General features: G+C 66.1%; 19 protein-coding genes and 1 pseudogene. 9 read left to right on the forward strand and 11 right to left on the reverse strand.

Features of this window, described 5'->3' with window-relative positions:
- Positions 1-228 precede the first annotated feature (228 nt).
- The 3 genes and pseudogenes from IE113_RS15720 to IE113_RS15730 all read left to right on the forward strand — a co-directional run bounded on the left by IE113_RS15720 (position 229) and on the right by IE113_RS15730 (position 2,221).
- Positions 229-1,260, forward strand: coding sequence for a glycosyltransferase family 2 protein (locus IE113_RS15720; protein ID WP_189543206.1), 1,032 nt, complete (start codon positions 229-231; stop codon positions 1,258-1,260).
- Positions 1,257-1,430 carry a hypothetical protein gene (locus tag IE113_RS15725; protein ID WP_189543208.1) on the forward strand — a complete coding sequence of 58 codons (174 nt, stop codon included), beginning with the start codon at positions 1,257-1,259 and terminating at the stop codon, positions 1,428-1,430. Before IE113_RS15720 ends, IE113_RS15725 begins: the two co-directional genes overlap by 4 nt.
- A 30-nt stretch (positions 1,431-1,460) precedes the next feature.
- Positions 1,461-2,221: pseudogene (locus IE113_RS15730) on the forward strand (IS5 family transposase).
- 55 nt (positions 2,222-2,276) lie between these two features.
- On the opposite strand, the gene IE113_RS15735 reads toward IE113_RS15730, so the two are convergent.
- Complete coding sequence (locus tag IE113_RS15735; protein WP_189543210.1) at positions 2,277-3,578, reverse strand: IS701 family transposase; 1,302 nt, start codon at positions 3,576-3,578, stop codon at positions 2,277-2,279.
- An 80-nt stretch (positions 3,579-3,658) separates the two neighbouring features.
- Between IE113_RS15735 and IE113_RS15740 the strand changes: the two genes are divergently transcribed.
- Positions 3,659-5,008 carry a lipopolysaccharide biosynthesis protein gene (locus IE113_RS15740; protein WP_189543212.1) on the forward strand — a complete coding sequence of 450 codons (1,350 nt, stop codon included), beginning with the start codon at positions 3,659-3,661 and terminating at the stop codon, positions 5,006-5,008.
- A 65-nt stretch (positions 5,009-5,073) separates the two neighbouring features.
- Here the strand turns inward: IE113_RS15740 and IE113_RS15745 are convergent, their stop codons facing one another.
- Positions 5,074-5,991 (reverse strand): hypothetical protein, encoded by a 918-nt coding sequence (locus tag IE113_RS15745; protein ID WP_189543214.1) that lies wholly within the window; start codon positions 5,989-5,991, stop codon positions 5,074-5,076.
- A 43-nt stretch (positions 5,992-6,034) separates the two neighbouring features.
- On the opposite strand from IE113_RS15745, the gene IE113_RS15750 reads away from it, so the two are divergent.
- The 3 genes from IE113_RS15750 to IE113_RS15760 all read left to right on the forward strand — a co-directional run bounded on the left by IE113_RS15750 (position 6,035) and on the right by IE113_RS15760 (position 9,775).
- Positions 6,035-7,030, forward strand: coding sequence for an aspartyl protease family protein (locus tag IE113_RS15750; RefSeq protein ID WP_189543216.1), 996 nt, complete (start codon positions 6,035-6,037; stop codon positions 7,028-7,030).
- A gap of 63 nt (positions 7,031-7,093) precedes the next feature.
- The gene (locus IE113_RS15755) at positions 7,094-8,920 is read left to right on the forward strand and encodes an ABCB family ABC transporter ATP-binding protein/permease (RefSeq protein ID WP_189543218.1); all 1,827 of its coding nucleotides are present in this window, start codon (positions 7,094-7,096) and stop codon (positions 8,918-8,920) included.
- Positions 8,921-8,926: 6 nt separating this feature from the next.
- A complete protein-coding gene (locus IE113_RS15760; RefSeq protein WP_189543220.1) occupies positions 8,927-9,775 on the forward strand; it encodes a diacylglycerol/lipid kinase family protein in 849 nt (282 codons plus the stop codon).
- Here the strand turns inward: IE113_RS15760 and IE113_RS15765 are convergent.
- Genes IE113_RS15765 through IE113_RS15785 form a run of 5 tightly spaced genes read right to left on the reverse strand, consistent with a single transcriptional unit; the run spans position 9,772 to position 13,071 of the window.
- Complete coding sequence (locus tag IE113_RS15765; RefSeq protein ID WP_189543222.1) at positions 9,772-9,975, reverse strand: DUF1737 domain-containing protein; 204 nt, start codon at positions 9,973-9,975, stop codon at positions 9,772-9,774. The two genes, IE113_RS15760 and IE113_RS15765, sit on opposite strands and share 4 nt — an antisense overlap.
- 33 nt (positions 9,976-10,008) lie before the next feature.
- The gene (locus IE113_RS15770) at positions 10,009-10,671 is read right to left on the reverse strand and encodes a phytanoyl-CoA dioxygenase family protein (protein ID WP_229822644.1); all 663 of its coding nucleotides are present in this window, start codon (positions 10,669-10,671) and stop codon (positions 10,009-10,011) included.
- 20 nt (positions 10,672-10,691) lie between these two features.
- Positions 10,692-11,993 carry an ATP-dependent protease ATPase subunit HslU gene (gene hslU, locus IE113_RS15775; protein ID WP_189543226.1) on the reverse strand — a complete coding sequence of 434 codons (1,302 nt, stop codon included), beginning with the start codon at positions 11,991-11,993 and terminating at the stop codon, positions 10,692-10,694.
- A gap of 5 nt (positions 11,994-11,998) precedes the next feature.
- Positions 11,999-12,556 (reverse strand): ATP-dependent protease subunit HslV, encoded by a 558-nt coding sequence (hslV, locus tag IE113_RS15780; protein WP_229822647.1) that lies wholly within the window; start codon positions 12,554-12,556, stop codon positions 11,999-12,001.
- A 35-nt stretch (positions 12,557-12,591) separates the two neighbouring features.
- Entirely contained in the window at positions 12,592-13,071 is a 480-nt protein-coding gene (locus tag IE113_RS15785; protein WP_229822656.1) for an outer membrane protein assembly factor BamE, read from the reverse strand.
- A 161-nt stretch (positions 13,072-13,232) separates the two neighbouring features.
- Between IE113_RS15785 and IE113_RS15790 the strand changes: the two genes are divergently transcribed.
- Together IE113_RS15790 and IE113_RS15795 are read left to right on the forward strand one after the other, a co-directional pair.
- The gene (locus tag IE113_RS15790; RefSeq protein ID WP_189543230.1) at positions 13,233-13,751 is read left to right on the forward strand and encodes a ubiquinol-cytochrome C chaperone family protein; all 519 of its coding nucleotides are present in this window, start codon (positions 13,233-13,235) and stop codon (positions 13,749-13,751) included.
- Complete coding sequence (locus IE113_RS15795; RefSeq protein WP_189543232.1) at positions 13,748-14,260, forward strand: YceD family protein; 513 nt, start codon at positions 13,748-13,750, stop codon at positions 14,258-14,260. Before IE113_RS15790 ends, IE113_RS15795 begins: the two co-directional genes overlap by 4 nt.
- Before the next feature lie 81 nt (positions 14,261-14,341).
- Here the strand turns inward: IE113_RS15795 and ssb are convergent, their stop codons facing one another.
- The 4 genes from ssb to IE113_RS15815 all read right to left on the reverse strand — a co-directional run bounded on the left by ssb (position 14,342) and on the right by IE113_RS15815 (position 17,731).
- The gene (gene ssb / locus IE113_RS15800; RefSeq protein WP_189543234.1) at positions 14,342-14,890 is read right to left on the reverse strand and encodes a single-stranded DNA-binding protein; all 549 of its coding nucleotides are present in this window, start codon (positions 14,888-14,890) and stop codon (positions 14,342-14,344) included.
- A 16-nt stretch (positions 14,891-14,906) separates the two neighbouring features.
- A complete protein-coding gene (gene feoB, locus IE113_RS15805) occupies positions 14,907-16,748 on the reverse strand; it encodes a ferrous iron transporter B (RefSeq protein WP_189543236.1) in 1,842 nt (613 codons plus the stop codon).
- Between the two features lies 1 nt (position 16,749).
- Positions 16,750-16,989, reverse strand: coding sequence for a FeoA family protein (locus tag IE113_RS15810; protein WP_189543238.1), 240 nt, complete (start codon positions 16,987-16,989; stop codon positions 16,750-16,752).
- 82 nt (positions 16,990-17,071) lie between these two features.
- A complete protein-coding gene (locus IE113_RS15815) occupies positions 17,072-17,731 on the reverse strand; it encodes a COQ9 family protein (RefSeq protein ID WP_189543240.1) in 660 nt (219 codons plus the stop codon).

Below are 17,731 nucleotides of genomic sequence, written 5' to 3' on the forward strand. Positions count from 1 at the left end.
ATGTTGGCGACCAGTCCAGAAACCCCGTTTAAAGCGGCGTTCCCGTCCGGTGAACGCGCCTCTAAGCCTAGGGTCCGATTCGGTCAACAGGGTTTTTGCAATTTTGTTTCAATTGTTGGAAATTCCCCGCGTTTGCTGGTTTTTGGCCGCCACCCCCTCCCGCACCGGCGTCCGCGCGCCCGCGTAGAGCCTTGGTTAAGACCCGCGCGTTATGACGCGCACATGCACATGGTCGCAAACCGTACCGATTCTTTTCCCGTCCCGCGCATTGCGGTGATCGTGCCGGCCTATGGCGTGGCGCATCTGCTGGGCGAAGCCCTGGATTCGCTGCTGGCGCAGAATTGCCCGGACTGGGAATGCGTGGTGATCGACGATGGTGCGCCCGATGACGTGGCCGGGGCGGTCGCCCCCTATCTGGCCGATTCGCGCATCCGGTTTCTGGCAACGCCGAATCAGGGAGTATCCGGTGCGCGCAACACCGCGATTGCCGCCACGCGCGCACCGCTGATTGCCCTGCTGGATGGGGACGACCGCTTTCGCCCGGACTACCTTGGCACCATGGCCGACCTGCTGGAGGGCGATCCCGAGGTCCGGCTGGCCACGTGCAACGCCCTGATCTTTGGCGCAGTGCCCAAGGAACGGCTGGCGTTCGAGGCCAAGCAGGGGACGGGCGATGGGCAGCGCGGAACCCTGGCCGACGTGCTGGACCGCAGCTTCGGCGTCTATATCGGCACCACGTTCCGACGGGCCGATTTCGACGCGATCGGCGGCTTCGATACCACGATGGCGCAGGCCGAGGATTTCGATCTGTGGGTCCGGCTGATGCAGCTGGGCGGCCATGCCCGGTATGTCGACCGGGTCATGGGTGAATACCGGGTGCGGCCCAATTCCGCCTCGGCCCATGCCGGGCGGATGCTGCTGGGCAATATCAAGGTCTATGAGAAGGCTCGTGCCGCCCTGCCCGCCAATGCGGCGGAACAGGCGCTGCTGGACCAGTTGATCGTCGACAGCCAGCAGGCACTGGATTTCGAATACGCCATCGACCGCGTGATGGACGGTGACACCGCGCGCGGGCTTGCCGAATTGCACCGCGTGAAATCGCGCGTCAGCGGTCCGGTCTGGGCGCTGTCGTTCCTGCTGTGGCGGGTGCTGCCGGGCCTGGCGCGGCCGATGCTGGCCTGGCGGCGCAAGGCGCACAGCCGGGGCAACCAGTCGGGCGGCGTGCTGGGTTCGGTCCTGCCCGAAGGCATCGCGTTTTGACCGCGACCGCCGCCAGCGAAACCGCGCCGCCGCGCTCCTTGCGCGATCAGGTGCGCAGCGCCGTGATCTGGCGTTCGGGCACGCAGATCTTCAGCCAGCTGGTGGCCTGGGCCTCCACGTTCCTAGGCTCAGGACCTATTAAATTGCTTGCGCGAGAGGCGATCGGTTGATTCAATGGCGGCGCTGAGGAGGCGCTGCTGTTGTCTGAATTCTGGATGTTGAGCGAGGCGCAGATGCGCCGGATTGAGCCCTATTTCCCACTGTCGCATGGTATTCCGCGGGTCGATGATCGGCGGATCGTCAGCGGCATCATCTTCGTGATCAGGAACGGGCTGCGCTGGCGCGATGCGCCTCCCGCCTATGGCCCGCACAAGACGATCTACAACCGCTTTATCCGCTGGAGCCGCCTGGGCGTGTTCAACCGGATCTTCGCCGAGCTGGCGGCAAAGGGAGGCAAGCCCGACCGGCTGATGATCGACGCCACCCACCTCAAGGCGCACCGGACGGCGGCGAGCCTGCTAAAAAAGGGGCTCTACCCCGACGTATCGGGCGCACCAAAGGCGGGCTGAACTCCAAGCTTCACGCCGTCTGCGATGGCAAAGGCCGCCCGTTGATCATGCTGCTCAGCGAAGGGCAAATGAGCGACTACAAGGGCGCCGCGCTGATGATCGATGCGTTCCCCAAGGCCAAGGCGTTGCTGGCTGACAGGGGCTAAGATGCCGACTGGTTCCGTCGTGCCTTGGCCGAGCGCGGCATCGCTGCCTGCATCCCGTCAAAAACCAACCGCAAGGCGCACATCCCGCACGATACAGCCCTATATCGCCAGCGCCATCGGATCGAGAACATGTTCGGCAAACTCAAGGACTGGCGCCGCATCCATACCCGCTACGACCGATGCGCCCACACCTTCATGTCTGCCATCTGCATCGCAGCAACCGTAATCTTCTGGCTGCCGCAATGAGTCCTGAGCCTAGCACTACTTTGGCAGATTTCTGCGGATCATTCGTCGCCATCGTTTACGGCAGTGCGGGCATGTTGGCGGCGGAGGTTGGCTGAGTTGGGTCAGGATTGCCTGCCTGATGGCAGGCAAGGTCGGCTGCGGCGGCGGGCTCGAGCTTCTTTTTTTTCCGACCCGCTGCCCTGAGGCGACGGGCTTGCAGGAAGGCGAACGCGATCATGCTCATGAGGGTGTGTCGGTGAAGTCCCTGCCACGATCGTCCCTCGAAGTGATCGAGGCCGAGCTCTTCCTTCAGCTGTTGATGGGCTTGCTCGCAGACCCAGCGGGCTTTGATGGCGCCGGCCAGCTTCCTGAGCGGTGTGTCGACGGGCAGATTGCTGAGGTAGTATTTGCGTTCGCCAGTGGAGCGGTGCTCGCCGACCAGCCATACCTCTTCGCCGGGAAGATGCTGCTGGCCGAGATCACCGATCCGCTGCGGCGGGCCGTCTGCCACCCGCACGCGCGTGGCAGCAAAGCGCGCAGACAGCTTGCCCTTGGTGCCGCGCCGCCAGCTCACGGTCTGCCACTTGGCGCTCTCGAGCACTTCTTGGGCGGGACGCGAGGCAACGTCAGGCACATAATTCTTGCGTGGCCGTCCGCGGCCAGCAACCGGGAAGATCATGGCAACATCGGCCGGATAGACCTTCTGCTTGTAAGGTATGCCCACTGCCCAGGTCAGACCGCGCTCGGTCAGTGCCTGCCGGAACGGGCCGGACAGGCCATAACCAGCGTCGGCCAATATGCCGCCGAAGCGCACACCAGCGCTGCGCACGCGGTCGATCTCGGCAAGGGCGATATCTGGCTTGGTGCGATAGGCGCGCGCCTCTGCAGGAACCTTGGCACGGTCCATCCGCGCCGCATCGCTGGTCCAGCTCTCAGGCAGGAACAGGCGCAACCCGATCATGACCGGCACTTCGTTCGATGCCAGCGTCACCGACACGAGGGTCTGGCAGTTCGCGTTCTTGCCCAGCGCCGAGGCATATTGCGGCGCCACGCCGACCGACGCACGCCCCTTCTTGGGCAAAGCCGTGTCATCGATGATCAGCCAGGCATCGCTGCCACCTACAAGTGCATCGGCCTGCCGACAGAGTTCCTCCTCCAGTGGCGCGCTGTCCCACAGGGCACCGCCGATAAAATGGTGCAGCTGATCGTAGCCAATCCCCGGCGAACGCATCGCCATCGGCTGCACGCTTTTGCGGTCACCAGGGCCGATCAACCCCTCGACATATGCCGGACACATCCGCGCCCTGCGCCGATCGCCCAACATCCCCACAAAGGGCGCGAGCCACTCCGTCAGCTCATCCCGCCATGCTTCCACCATCGCCAGCCTCCACACGCTGACGACCTTGAATCACGATAAGCGACTCTTGTGAATCTCAAAAATTCACTTCTGCCAAAGTAGTGCTAGTGATCCGCATCCTCTCGCCAGAGGACTACGGGCTGTTCGCGATGACATCGGTGGTGCTGGTGCTGCTGGGGCTGGTCAACGGCTATGGCTTTGCCAACGCCGTGATTGCGGACCGCGATGGCGGCGACGGGCAATTGCGCCAGCTGTTCGGCCTGCTGATCGTGATCAACGTGGCCCTTGCCGCCGTGCAGTTCAGCGCCGCGCCGTTTGTGGCGGATTATTATGGCCAGCCGCGGGTGGCCGATCTGCTGCGGGTGCAGGCACTGATCTATCTGACCAACCCGTTCCTCGCGCTGGGCTATACGGTGCTGTCACGGCAGATGGATTTCCGGCGGCAGGCACAGGTCAACATGGCGTCGGCCTTCATCAGCGCGGTCGCCGCGCTGGCCGGTGCGCTCGCCGGGTTGGGGGTATGGACGCTGATCGTGGCGCCGCTGGCCGGGTTCGTCAGCCGCGCGGCCGGGATGCTGATCGCCGCGCGCGTGTTCATCTGGCCCAGCTTTGACTTTCGCGGCAGCAAGGCGCTGGCCAGTTACGGCAGCGTTGCCATGATCGGCCAGCTGTTCTGGTTCATCCAGACCCAGGCCGACATCGTGATCGCGGGCCGCGCGCTGCCCGCGCACGAGCTGGGGCTTTATACCACCAGCCTGTTCCTGGCGCAGCTGTTCGTGAACAAGGTGGTGCCGCCGCTGAACGAGGTGGCATTTTCCGCCTATGCCAAAGTGCAGGACGATCCGGCGGCCGTGTCTGAAGGGTTCCTGAAATCGGTGCGCGTGATCATGCTGCTGGCAGTGCCGTTCTGCCTGGGGCTGGCGAGCGTGGCCGAGCCGGCGCTGCACGTGATGCTCGGCGAAAAATGGCTGCCGGCCGCGCCCATCGTCGAGGTGCTGGCGCTGGCCATGCCGTTCATGACGCTGCACGTGCTGTTTGCCCCGGCGACCAGCGCGGTTGGCCGTCCCGGCATTGCCACGCGCAGCGCCATTCTGGGGGCGGCGATCATGCCGCTCGCGTTCTGGCTGGGGGTGAGTGCGGACGGTGGGCGCGGGATCGCGTGGGGCTGGCTGATCGGCTATCCGGTGCTGACCTTCGTGTCCGCGCTGGGGGCGCTGCCGGTGATCGGCGTGAAAATGGCGCAGCTCGGCCGCGCGGTGCTGCCGCCGGTCATGGCGGGGGCCGCGATGGCTATGGCGGTGCTGGCGCTGGACCGGGTGGTTGCGGACCTGTCGCCCCTGCCCCGGCTGGTGCTGCTGGTGGCAGCGGGCGGCGCGGCCTATGGCCTGTGGTTGCTGGCCTTTGCGCGCGACCGGTTGCTGGAACTGCGGATGCTGGCGAAGCGGGGCTAGCGTCTGTTTCAGTTACATTGAAACAGGTGCGGCACCGCCCCGCTCCCCCGCAAGTCGAACAGACCCTAGCGCCCCAGCGCCGCGATCACCGCCCGCGCGGCAGCGGCATAGGCCCCGCCATGATAGCGAAACGTGCCGACGAAGTGGGCAAAGCCGGTGCCAGCCGCGATCGGCTCGTTCCAGTAATTCATGTAGCGATCATAGGGCAGCAGCAGCGCATCGGGATCGTTGGCGATCACGAAGTTCGACGTTACCTGTTCGCTGCCCCATTCCTCCCACCGGGCCCGGCCGATCAGGCGCTCGGCCTCGACAGAGAACGCCTCGGCCAGCGCGCGGCCTGACGGCGCGGGCGCGAACCCGGCAAAGCCGGAGCAGCCGCGCGCATAGCGCAAGCCCGGATGGCCGGGGATCGCCATGGCTTCCATCGCCTGCTCGATCGCCGATTGCACGTGAACGCGGCCCGGCCCGGCCGAAGCGCGCGCGCGTGCTGACACTTCGTCCATTGGCAGGATTTCCGCGTCGGTGCCGCCGCGCAGGGTAAAGCTGCGCCCCGCCGCAATGGCATCGGCGATTTCCGGGACTGGCCCAAGCGTGACCGTGTCGGAATCGAGCTGGATGACATAGGCATCCCGGCGCAAATCCAGGATCGTCAGCAGCCGTTCCCACGTGCCGCCGCGCGGACAAGGGCCGGTTTCGACCGAGGCAATCGGGATAATGCGCGGATGATCCAGATGCCGGGCCAGCACGGCCTTGTCGGCGGCAGTCAACGTGCCATCGTCAAGGATCACCACCCGCCCGCGCCGCAGGTGCGCATGCAGCGATTTGACCGCCACGAGATAGGGCAGCAGCACCTTGGTCCCGATCATCGAAAACAGGATCACGCCGTCATCCGCCGCCTGCACCGGCGGCGTGTGCAGGATGCCCCGTGCCGCCCGCAGGAACTGTCCTTCGCGCAGCTTGCGCATCACCTTGTCACGCACCATCAACATGGTCCGGCCATAGCAGCGCCGCGTTAAGCAATGACGAATGCCGACCGGACGCCCCGCCTGTTCGACCAGCAACATGGCGCGCGGGCGCGAACAGGCGTATTATCCGTGGTGGAGAGAGACAATCGCCATGCCGATGCACCCCGCCCTGTTGCCGCTGCTACCCTTTGCCGCCGCCGTCCCTACCATCCTGCATCAGGAAGGCCTGCCGCAAAGCTCCGCCGTCGAAGTGGTTGCCGCCAAGGCCGACCGGCATGACCGGCTGACCGTGCCGGTGCGGATCGGCGCGCATGGTCCGTTCGATTTCCTGATCGACACCGGATCGCAGAATACCGTCCTGTCCAGTGCGCTGGCTTCGAAGCTGGCGCTGGTGCCCACGGCCCGCGCACGGCTGGTGGGCGTGGCGGGCAGCGAAATGGTCGACACGGTGGAGATCGACCAGATCGACCTGGGGCGGCGGTCCTATTACGGGCTGCTGGCCCCGATCCTGCAAAGCGAGCACATCGGCGCGGACGGCATCCTGGGGATCGACAGCCTGCAGGACCAGCGCGTGCTGATGGACTTCAGGAAGAACCTGCTGGCGATTGACGATGCCAAGGCGCTGGGCGGCAACCGGGGCTATGAAATCATCGTCACCGCGCGCCGCCGGTCCGGCCAGCTGATCATGGCCGATGCCAAGATCGACGGGATCGCCACCGACGTGGTGATCGATACCGGCGCGCAGAATTCGATCGGCAATCTGGCGCTGCAACGCGCGCTGACCCGGCGCGGCAGCCACGGCACGGTTGTGCTCAACAGCGTGACCGGACAGGCGATCACCGCACAGATCGGGTTCGGGCGGATGCTGACGATCCAGGAGATGAACCTCAACAACGTGTGGATCGCCTTTGCCGATGCCCCCGCGTTCGAGGCGCTGGGCCTGAACCGCAAGCCCGCGCTGCTGCTGGGTATGCAGGACCTGCGCAGCTTTGACCGCGTGGCGATCGACTTTTCGACCCGCCGCATCCTGTTCGACCTGCCGCGCGAAGCGTTTTAGGCGGCGCGAGGCGTTCTAGGGCACGCCCCTTCCCTTTCCGCTGGTTCCCCTTAAATGGGGCCCATGCCGCCAGAACGCCCATCCGATCCCGCCGCCCGCCACGATGGCTGGGGCACGCTGCGGCGATTCCTGCCCTATCTGTGGCCTGCCAACAATCCGGGGCTGCGCTGGCGCATCGTCATTTCGACGCTGCTGATCCTCGCCTCGATGGGCGTGACGATGGCGCTGCCCTATTTCCTGAAATGGGCGATCGACGCCATGTCGGTCACCGGACCGGCGGCGTTCCAGGTCGCGCTGGCGTTCGTGCTGGCTTACGGCGCGGGGCGGTTCGGCGCAGTGCTGTTCGACAACTTGCGCAACATCGTGTTCGAACGCGTCGGGCAGGACGCGACCCGCCAGCTGGCGGAGGACGTGTTCGCCCGCCTGCACCGGCTGTCGCTGCGTTTTCACCTCGCCCGCCGCACCGGCGAAGTGACCAAGGTGATCGAGCGTGGGACCAAGAGCATCGACGTGATGCTCTATTTCATGCTGTTCAACCTGTTCCCGACGGTGCTGCAACTGCTGATCGTCGCGGCGATCTTCTATGCCAACTTCGGCTGGGGGCTGGTCGCGGCGACCGCGCTGGCCGTGGTGGCCTATATCTGGGTCACCCGCGCGATCACCGAATGGCGCACCGCCCTGCGCGAGGCGATGAACAAGCTGGACGGGCAGGCCCTGTCGCGCGCGGTCGATTCGCTGCTGAACTACGAAACCGTGAAATACTTCGCCGCCGAAGCGCGCGAGGAAGCGCGTTATGCGCAGGCCACCCGCGCCTTTGCCGAAGCGGCGGTGAAAAGCGAAAACTCGCTGGGGCTGCTCAACATCGCGCAGGCGGTGGTGGTCAACCTGCTGATGGCCGGCGCAATGGCCTATACCGTCTGGGGCTGGTCGCGCGGGGAATATTCGGTCGGTCAGCTGGTGTTCGTGCAGACCTACCTGATGCAGCTGTTCCGCCCGCTCGACATGCTGGGCATGGTCTATCGCACGATCCGCCAGGGGCTGACCGACATGGCCGAAATGTTCGCCTTGATGGACAGCCCGGTCGAAGTGCAGGACGCCCCCGGCGCACCCGCGCTGGTGGTGCGCCGCCCGACGCTGGCGTTCGACAACGTGGTGTTCGGGTACGAGCCCGACCGCACGATCCTGAAAGGGCTGTCGTTTGAAGTTCCCGCCGGGTCGCAGGTCGCCATCGTCGGCCCATCCGGCGCGGGCAAGAGCACGATCGCCCGGCTGGTGTTCCGGTTCTACGATCCGTGGTCGGGCCGCATCCTGATCGACGGGCAGGACATTCGCGAAGTCACGCAAGTATCCCTGCGCTCCGCCATCGGCATCGTCCCGCAGGACAGCGTGCTGTTCAACGACACCATCGGCTACAACATTGCCTATGGCCGCGACGGTGCGGGGCTGGCCGAAGTTGAACAGGCCGCGCGCGATGCCGCGCTGATGGGCCTGATCGAGCGCTTGCCGCAGGGCTTCGACACGGAAGTGGGCGAACGCGGGCTGAAGCTGTCGGGCGGGGAGAAGCAGCGCGTGGCGATTGCCCGCACGCTGGTGAAGAACCCGCCAATCCTGCTTCTCGACGAAGCGACCAGCGCGCTCGACACGCGGACCGAGCAAGAAATCCTCGCCACGCTGCACCGCGTCAGTTCGGGCCGCACCTCGCTCTCCATTGCGCACCGGCTTTCGACGATTGCCGATGCCGACACGATCTTCGTGCTGAACGAAGGCGCGCTGGCCGAAAGCGGCACGCATGCCGAGTTGCTGCGCCGCGACGGGCTCTACGCCGAAATGTGGGCGCGGCAGGCGACCGAGATCGACGCGGCGGCGGCAGCAGCCGAAGCGGCGGAGTAACCGCGCTTGCGGATCGCCCTCGTCTATAACCCCGGCATGGCGCCGCGCCGGCTACAGCGGATCGCGGCACTGGTCCGGGTGCTGGAGACGCGCGGGCACGGCGTCTCCCATCATGACAGCCTGACCTTCGATGCCCCGCACGATTGCCCCGAGGCGGAGCTGCTGTGCATCGCGGGCGGGGACGGCTCGGCCCGGCTGGTCATCGGCAACCAGCGCGATCTCGCCGCGCTGCCGCCAGTCGCAATCTATCCGGTCGGCACGATCAACCTGCTCGCGCGCGAACTGGATTACCCTGCCGATCCGATGCAATTCGCGACGCGGATCGAGGCAGACCGGCCATTGCTGCATTCCCCGCTGGTCCGCCTGAACGGCGCGCCAGTGCTGGCCTGCGCGTCCGCCGGAGTCGATGCGCAGACAGTCGCTGGCGTTTCCGAAGCCTTGAAGGCCCGCGTCGGCCGGATCGCCTATGGCGCGGCGCTGATCGGCCTGCTGTGGCGCTGGCCGCGCACGCCCTTGCGGATCGTGGCTGACGGTCAGACTTTCACCGCAGAGGCCGCCTTCGTGCTGCGCGGGCGGTTCTACGCCGGGCCGTGGACGCTGGACCCGGCCGCGCATCTGGCCCACCCGCGCCTGCGCGTGCTGGCCCTGCCCCGCTGCCGCCGCCGCGACCTGATCGCGCTGGGGCTCTACGCGGTCACGGGATCACGCCGCGCCCATCCGTCATGGCAGGTGGTGGAATGCGAAACGCTGGAAATCACCAGCACCGCGCCGGTGCCCGTTCAGGCGGACGGCGATGCGGCCGGGCACTTGCCCGCGACGGTCACCCTGAGCGACACAGGCGTGCGCTACGCCTAAGCCTTTACGACGTCCGCTTCGTGCCAGACCACAGCCTGCGCGGCCTTCATGCAGCTGTTTTCCGTATCCCACGCCAGCGTCGGTGATCCGTAGAGCCGCCAGCCCTGCTCCAGCGCCTCGGACACCCGCTCGCAAAAGGCGCGGTCGTCCTTGCCGGTGAGCAGGCGGTAAATAGGGCGATCTTCGGGGGTCTGATACATGGAGGCGAAGCTAGCTCGAAAAAGTGAGCGTAGCTAGACGCCAAGCCACTCCAGTGGCTGCGGTAAATGCACAGCCGCGTAGTCGACTTGGAGCACGCGCCGTCGGTCTGGGTGTTTGCTTCGCTCCGAGGCATGGAGAATTGCTGTGTGGTAGACCCAGATGTCGCCTGCTTCGGCAAGGCAGGCGATGACAGGTGATGCAGCAGCCACTTCGCTGCACCGTTCAGCAGCGACGAGCCCCAACCGGTGCGATCCAGGTGCGACCAGCAAGGGAGCGTTGTCACGCGGCACTGGATCCAAATGGATGCGAATTGTCCGCAGTCCGGCGATCACGGCGAAGGGCGGCTGAACGTGTAAGATGCCTTGCTTTACCGTCCAAGGGCCAAAGCCGGAAAGCTCAACCCGTTCCCTCACGGCGATGGTTCGATCCTGATGCCAGCCCAGCGCCCAGTTGTTGGTTTCATTCTTATCGAAATAGACGGCCCGGACGGGATGCATTTCCTTACCTGCCACTACAGCCACCAGTTCGCCAATCTCGCTGGATGGACCTAGCAAAGCGCGGATTGCGCCATCGCCGGCGATTCGCGTTCCCGATTGTCCATCGGGCCAAGCTGCCAAGGCAGCGCCAAGCGCATCCAACACTGGAACAGCCGCTCCCGGCAGGTGCAACGCTCCTACTTCGTCGAATCGTTCCAAGTCTTGGCAGTCCATCGAGCCTAGAGGATATACTTCGACAGGTCGGTATCCTGCGCCAACCCTTCCAGCCGCGCGCGGACATAAGCCGCGTCGACCAGCACGGTTTCGCCGGTCCGGTCTTCCGCTTCGAAGCTCAGCTCCTCCAGCAGCTTTTCCATCACTGTCTGGAGCCGCCGTGCGCCGATATTCTCGACCGCCTCGTTTACCTGACAGGCGATCCTGGCCACTTCGCGCACCGCATCGGGGGTAAAGTCCAGCGTGACCTGCTCGGTCCCCAGCAGCGCGCGGTATTGTTCGACCAGATTGGCACGGGTTTCGCCCAGGATGCGGACGAAGTCTTCCTCGTTCAGCGCCTGCAATTCGACCCGGATCGGCAGGCGCCCCTGCAATTCGGGCAGCATGTCGCTCGGCTTGGCGACGTGGAACGCGCCGCTGGCGATGAACAGCACGTGGTCGGTCTTCATCGGGCCGTGCTTGGTCGAAACAGTTGTGCCCTCGATCAGCGGCAGCAGGTCGCGCTGCACGCCTTCGCGGCTGACGGAGCCGCCGCGCACATCGCTGACCGCGATCTTGTCGATTTCATCGATGAACACGATGCCGTTGGTTTCGGCATTGGCCAGCGCGACGCGGGCCACGTCGTCTTGGTCCATCCGCTTTTCGGCTTCTTCCTCGACCAGCTTGTCCCACGCATCGGGCACTTTCAGCTTGCGCCGCTTCAGGTTCTGGCGGCCCAGTGCCTTGCCCATCATGTCCGACAGGTTGATCATGCCGACATTGCCGCCCATGCCGGGGATCTCGAACGGCATGGAGGGGGTGTCCTCCACCTCGATCTCCACCTCGACATCGTTCATCGCATTTTCGACCAGCCGCTGGCGAAAGCTCTCGCGCGTTGCCTCGCTGGCGTTTTCACCGACCAGCGCCTTGAGCAGCCGGTCCATCGCCGCCTTGCTGGCCGCTTCGCGCACGGCTTCGCGGCGGCGGTCCTTTTCCAGCCGGATCGCTTCTTCCACCAGATCGCGGGCAATCTGTTCGACATCGCGGCCGACATAGCCAACCTCGGTGAACTTGGTCGCCTCCACCTTCACGAACGGCGCATCGGCCAGCCTGGCCAGACGGCGGCTGATCTCGGTCTTGCCGCAGCCGGTCGGCCCGATCATCAGGATGTTCTTGGGCGTGACTTCATCGCGCAGTTCCGCGCCCAGCCGCTGGCGGCGCCACCGGTTGCGCAGCGCCACGGCCACCGCGCGCTTGGCGTCCTGCTGGCCGATGATGTGTTCGTCCAGCGCGCGGACAATCGCCTTGGGGGTCAGGGTATCGGTCATGAGGATCAGATTTCTTCCAGAGTCACGCGGTCATTGGTGAAAACGCAGACTTCCGCCGCCACGGCCATCGCGCGGCGGGCGATCCGTTCAGGGTCGCTTTCATAGTCCACCAGTGCCCGCGCGGCGGCGAGCGCATAGTTCCCGCCAGAGCCGATCGCGGCGATCCCGCCTTCAGGTTCCAGCACGTCGCCATTGCCGGTCAGCACCAGCATGGTGTCCGCATCCGCCACGATCATCAGTGCTTCCAGATTGCGCAGGTACTTGTCAGTCCGCCAGTCCTTGGCGAGTTCCACCGCCGCGCGCATCAGCTGGCCGCGGTGCTGCTCCAGCTTGCGTTCCAGCCGCTCGAACAAGGTAAAGGCATCGGCGGTCGCCCCGGCGAACCCGGCAATCACCTTGCCATCGCCGATCCGTCGCACCTTGCGGGCGTTGGGCTTCATCACGGTGTTGCCCATGGAAACCTGGCCGTCGCCCGCGATCACGGTGCGCCCGCCCAGCTTCACGCCGATGATGGTGGTGCCGTGCCACTGGATCAGGCCGTGGCTGGAATGTTGATCAGTCATGGGCCGGATATATGGTCTATCCGGCCAGCTTCAACCTAACTTCCGTTCGGGCCGCCTGCACCGCCGCCCGCGCCGCCCGCGCCCGTGCCGACCGTGCCGATGTTCCCGAACAGGTCCTGCAGGAACGTGCGTTCGCGGCCCAGCGTCGGCGTCTTGTCGCCATCGGGGCTCAGCTGCACGACCTTTTCCATGCCGGTGCGGTCAATCGCCAGCACGTTGCCCTTTTCGTCAAAGCGGATGCGCAGCAGCATCTGGTCGTTGATCCGGGCGCTGCGGAACGCGGCCTGCTTGGTGTTCTGCGAAACGTAGTACCAGTCCTTGCGGCCGAACTGGCTGATGAACGTCGGGCGGCCCAGCGTGCGTTCGACCGAGGCTTCGTTATCGATCCCCGGCTGAACCGAATCGAGCAGCGCCTGATCCACCAGATAGCCGCGATGATCGCGCAGCGCCGTGCAGCCACCCAGTGCCGCAACCATCAGCACCGCCATCGTCGTGCCGCGAACCAAACCTTGCATATCCATCACGCTCCAGTACGCAGGGGGCAATACATAGCAGGCATTGCCCACCCCGCGCCGTGTCCTATATCGGCCCAGAGCCTTAAGCCGCCGCGCCGCCCGTGGCAATGGCGCTTGGCCTGCCCGGCTTTAATCGCCGCTGAATGGAAGGAATACCAGCAATGGGCCTGTTTGCCCGCCTGTTCGGTCCCAAGGAAGACGAACACGCCGAAGTCCGCACCCTGTGGCACGCCGTGGTCGCCCGCGCGCGCGATCCGCGCTGGTATGCGCAACTCGGCGTGGCGGACAGCCTGCCGGGCCGGTTCGACGCCATCACGATCGTGCTGGGGCTGGTCCTGCTGCGAATGGAGCAGGAAGAGGAGTTGCGCAAACGCACCGCCCGCCTGACCGAGCTGTTCGTGACCGACATGGACGGCCAGCTGCGCGAAAGCGGCGTGGGCGACGTGGTGATGGGCAAGCGCATGGGCAAGCTGATGAGCGTGGTCGGCGGGCGGCTGTCTGCCTGGCGCGAAGGGCTGGCGGCGAGCGATCCGGCAGTGCTGGCGCAAGCGGTGGATCGCAACGTTACCATGGTCGAGGGCGCGCAGGCAGACGCGGTGGCCGATGAAATGCGCCGCCTTGCCGCCGCGCTGGCCGATGTGCCCGCCGCGCGGCTGCTGGCCGGGGAGCTGCCGGCATGAGCGAGTTTTCCCGCATCCACGACATTCGCGCCCTGCCCGCCGGGTCGATTGCGCTCGACGCCACGCCAGAGGAATGCGCGGCGCTGGCCAGGCGGTTCGCGCTCGTCGCGGTGAACAGCCTGCACGCCGATGTGACGCTGATCGGCGAAGGCGGGAAAGTGACCGTCACCGGGCGGCTGCTGGCCGACATTGTCCAGACCTGCGCGGTATCGGGTGACGATCTGCCCGTGCGAATCGACGAGCCGGTGCTGCTGCGCTTCGTGCCCGCCGCTGCCGCGCACCGCCCGGACGAGGAAGTGGAACTGGACGCCGACGCGCTGGATGAAGTCGAATATGAAGGCACCCAGTTCGATCTGGGCGAGGAACTGGCGCAGGGGCTGGCCGTTGCCATCGACCCGTTCCTGGCCGGGCCGAATGCCGACGAGGCACGGCGCAAGGCCGGGCTGAGCGATGAAGCCGCCAGCGGGCCGTTTGCTGCGCTGGCGGGGCTGAAGGCCAAGCTGGACTAAGACTGCCCCTCGCCCAAACGAAAACCCCGCTCAGGCCGAGCGGGGTTTGGGTAGAGATCAGTTGCTATGCCTGCCCGCTGATCAGAACGGAATATCGTCGTCCAGATCGTCAGCAAAGCCGCCACGCGGGGCGCCGCCGCCGAAGTTGCCGCCGCCAGAGCCGCCGCTACCGCCGGTGCTGCCCCAGTCGCTGCCGCCTGACCGGCCACCGCCGCCCGAACCGCCACCCCAATCGCCGCCGCCACCGCCAGCGCCGCCGCGCTGCCCACCGCCGCTGCCCGGCGCGCCATCCAGCATGGTCAGCACGCCGTTCATGCCAACCGACACTTCGGTGGTGTAGCGGTCATTGCCCGACTGATCCTGCCACTTGCGGGTGCGCAAGGAGCCTTCGATGTAAACCTTGGAACCCTTGCGCAGAAAGCGTTCGGCCACGCCGACCAGCCCTTCGGACTGGATCACGACGGTATGCCATTCGGTGCGTTCCTTGCGTTCGCCCGTGGCGCGGTCCTTCCACGATTCGGACGTGGCGATGCGCAGGTTGGCGATGCGGCCGCCGTTCTGGAAGCTCTTGATCTCAGGATCCTGGCCCAGGTTGCCGACCAGAATGACCTTGTTGACGCTGCCCGCCATGAAACCTCTTTCTTCGCTATAGACCGAGCGCCACCGCGCCCCAGTAGGTGAGTCCCGCGAAGACGTAGGCCAATCCGAACAGGTAGAGCAACATGACGATCGGCCATTTCCACCCGTTTGTTTCACGCCGAGTGACGGCAATCGTGCTCATGCACTGCGGCGCGAACACGAACCACGCCAGGAACGCCAGCGCGGTGGGCAGCGACCAGTCAGCCTTGAGCCGTTCGCCCAGTTCTGCCGCCTGTTCTTCCTCGTCGTCGGCACCGACGGCATAGCTGGTCGCCAGGCTGGATACCGCCACTTCGCGCGCGGCCATTGCCGGGATCAGCGACAGGGCGATGTCGCGGTTGAACCCGATCGGTTCGACCACCACCGCCAGCCCGTTGGCGATCTTGCCCGCGATGGAGGCATCGACCTGATTCTCGCCCTCGCCGGCACGGGGGAAGTTGAGCAGGATCCACAGCGCCACGGTCACGATGAAGATGATCGTGCCCGCGCGGCGCAGGAACACCCAGGCGCGCTGCCACAGGCCGAGCGCCAGATCGCCCAGCCGCGGCATCTGATACTTGGGCAGTTCCATGATGAAGCCGCTGGCCGCACCCTTGGTCACCGACCGGCGCAGCACCAGCGCCACCAGCATCGCCGCGACGATGCCGAACACGTAGAGGCCCAGCAGCACGAGCCCCTGCAGCCCGACGCCGGGCAGGACCGCCCGGTTGGGAATGAACGCGGCGATGATCACGGCATAGACCGGCAGGCGCGCCGAACAGGTCATCAGCGGGGCGATCAGGATCGTGGTCAGCCGGTCCTTCGAATCGGTAATGCTGCGCGTCGCCATGATGCCGGGGATCGCGCAGGCAAAGCTGGACAGCAGCGGGATGAAGCTGCGCCCGGAGAGGCCGACGCCAGCCATCAGCCGGTCCATCAGGAACGCCGCGCGGGCCATGTAGCCCGATGCCTCCATCGCCAGGATGAAGAAGAACAGGATCACGATCTGCGGCAGGAACACCACGACCGAGCCGACCCCGGCCAGCACCCCTTCGGTCAGCAGATCGCGCGGCAAGCCTTCGGGCAGGTGCGCGCGGGCGAGGTCGGACAATGCGCCAATCCCCCCTTCCAGCGCGTCGGCAAAGGGCGTGGCCCAGCTGAACACGGCCTGGAACACCACGAACAGCAGCGCGAACAGGATCAGCGGCCCCAGCCAGGGGTGCAGGAACAGCCGGTCCAGCTTGGCATGCATCCGGTGACGCGCGGTTTCGGACACGATCGCCCCTTCCGCGATGGCGTGGGCGGTCAGCCGGCGCTCGGTCAGCGTGGTGTGCGGGCGGTGATGTTCGGCCGGGCGATCCTCAGCCACGGCGATTGCGGCCGCCAGTTCATCCAGCCCGCGGCGGCGCACGGCCACCGTGGGGATCACCGGCACGCCCAGCGCATCGGCCAAGGCGGCCGGATCGATCACCAGACCATCACGCTCCGCCAGATCGACCATGTTGAGCGCGACCACGGTGGGCCGCCCCAGCGCGATCACTTCCTGCGCAAAGACCAGGTGCTGTTCCAGGTTCGACGCGTCGAGCACGACCACCAGCACCTGCGGCGCGGGTTCCCCCGGCAACTCGCCCAGGATCACCCGGCGGGTCACTTCCTCGTCCGGGCTGGTCGCGTTCAGGCCATAGCTGCCGGGTAGGTCGGTCAACTCGATCGCTTCGCCCGATGGCAGGGTCAGCCGCCCCGCCTTGCGCTCCACCGTGACTCCCGGATAGTTCGCGATCTTCTGGCGCGCGCCGGTCAGCGCGTTGAACAGGGCGCTCTTGCCCGCGTTGGGATTGCCGACAAGGGCAGCGGTCCGCAGCTCGGCCATGTTACAGGGCTTCCACTTGCATCGCGCGGGCATGGGCGCGGCGCAGCGCCACGGTCATGCGGCCCACCGTCAGCGCAATCGGATCACGCCCGCCAAACACCCCGCGATGCGCCACCGCCACGCGGGCGCCGACATCCAGCCCCAGGGCCTGAAGCCGGGCGGCTTCTTCTGCAACCAGGGCCGACCAATCGACGGCCGTAATCAGGGCGCGGGTTCCGGGGGGGAGAAGATCGAGTGTCATCACCCCAAGCGCTGCCAGATCGGCAGGCTAATTGCAAGTCGTTCGCAATACTATTGATCGAGGTCAAAATACCGTTGCGCGACTACCGCGCCGGATAGCGCAGGCGGCCCAGCAGCCGGGCCGGGCTGAAATGCTCGCGATCCGGGTTCAGCCACTTCGCCTTGGCCTTTTCGAACCGCATGATTCCGTCGATCCGCCGGTCCAGAAAGGCGCGGGTGTCGGCGAAGTCATCGCTCTTGTCGTCGGCAAACACGGCCAGCGTCGCGGCATAGATGCCCGCCAGAATCGTGCGCTTGGTGTAATAGTTGTAGTCGACCGAGGTATCCCCCGCGAGCCGCCACATCGCATCCGCACTGCGCCAGCCCAGCCGCAGCGCGCGGGGCGCGTTCTGCGGCATGGCCATGATCGCCAGCGCGCGGCGCAAGGCTTCCTGCTGCCAGCCAATCGTATCCAGCCGGAACTGGACTAGGCTGCGGATGCGCTCGCGAATCTTCATCGCGGCCAGCTGTTCCGCCGTGAACGCAGCGGCCATCTCGGCATCGATGGCGGCGATCCACGCATCGATCATGTCGATCGCCCCGCCCTGGAACGCGAACAGCGCGGCATCGGCGTCCAGCCCCACCTGATCGGCGGCGGCGCGCACGGCTTCCTCGCTCCAGCCGTCGAACGCGGCGGCATCGGCAATCGCCGGGGCCAGCGCGAGGCGCATCGCCTCCAGCGAGCTATCCGCAGCGGCACCCAT

The organism is Novosphingobium arvoryzae, assembly GCF_014652615.1.
Classification (GTDB): domain Bacteria; phylum Pseudomonadota; class Alphaproteobacteria; order Sphingomonadales; family Sphingomonadaceae; genus Novosphingobium; species Novosphingobium arvoryzae.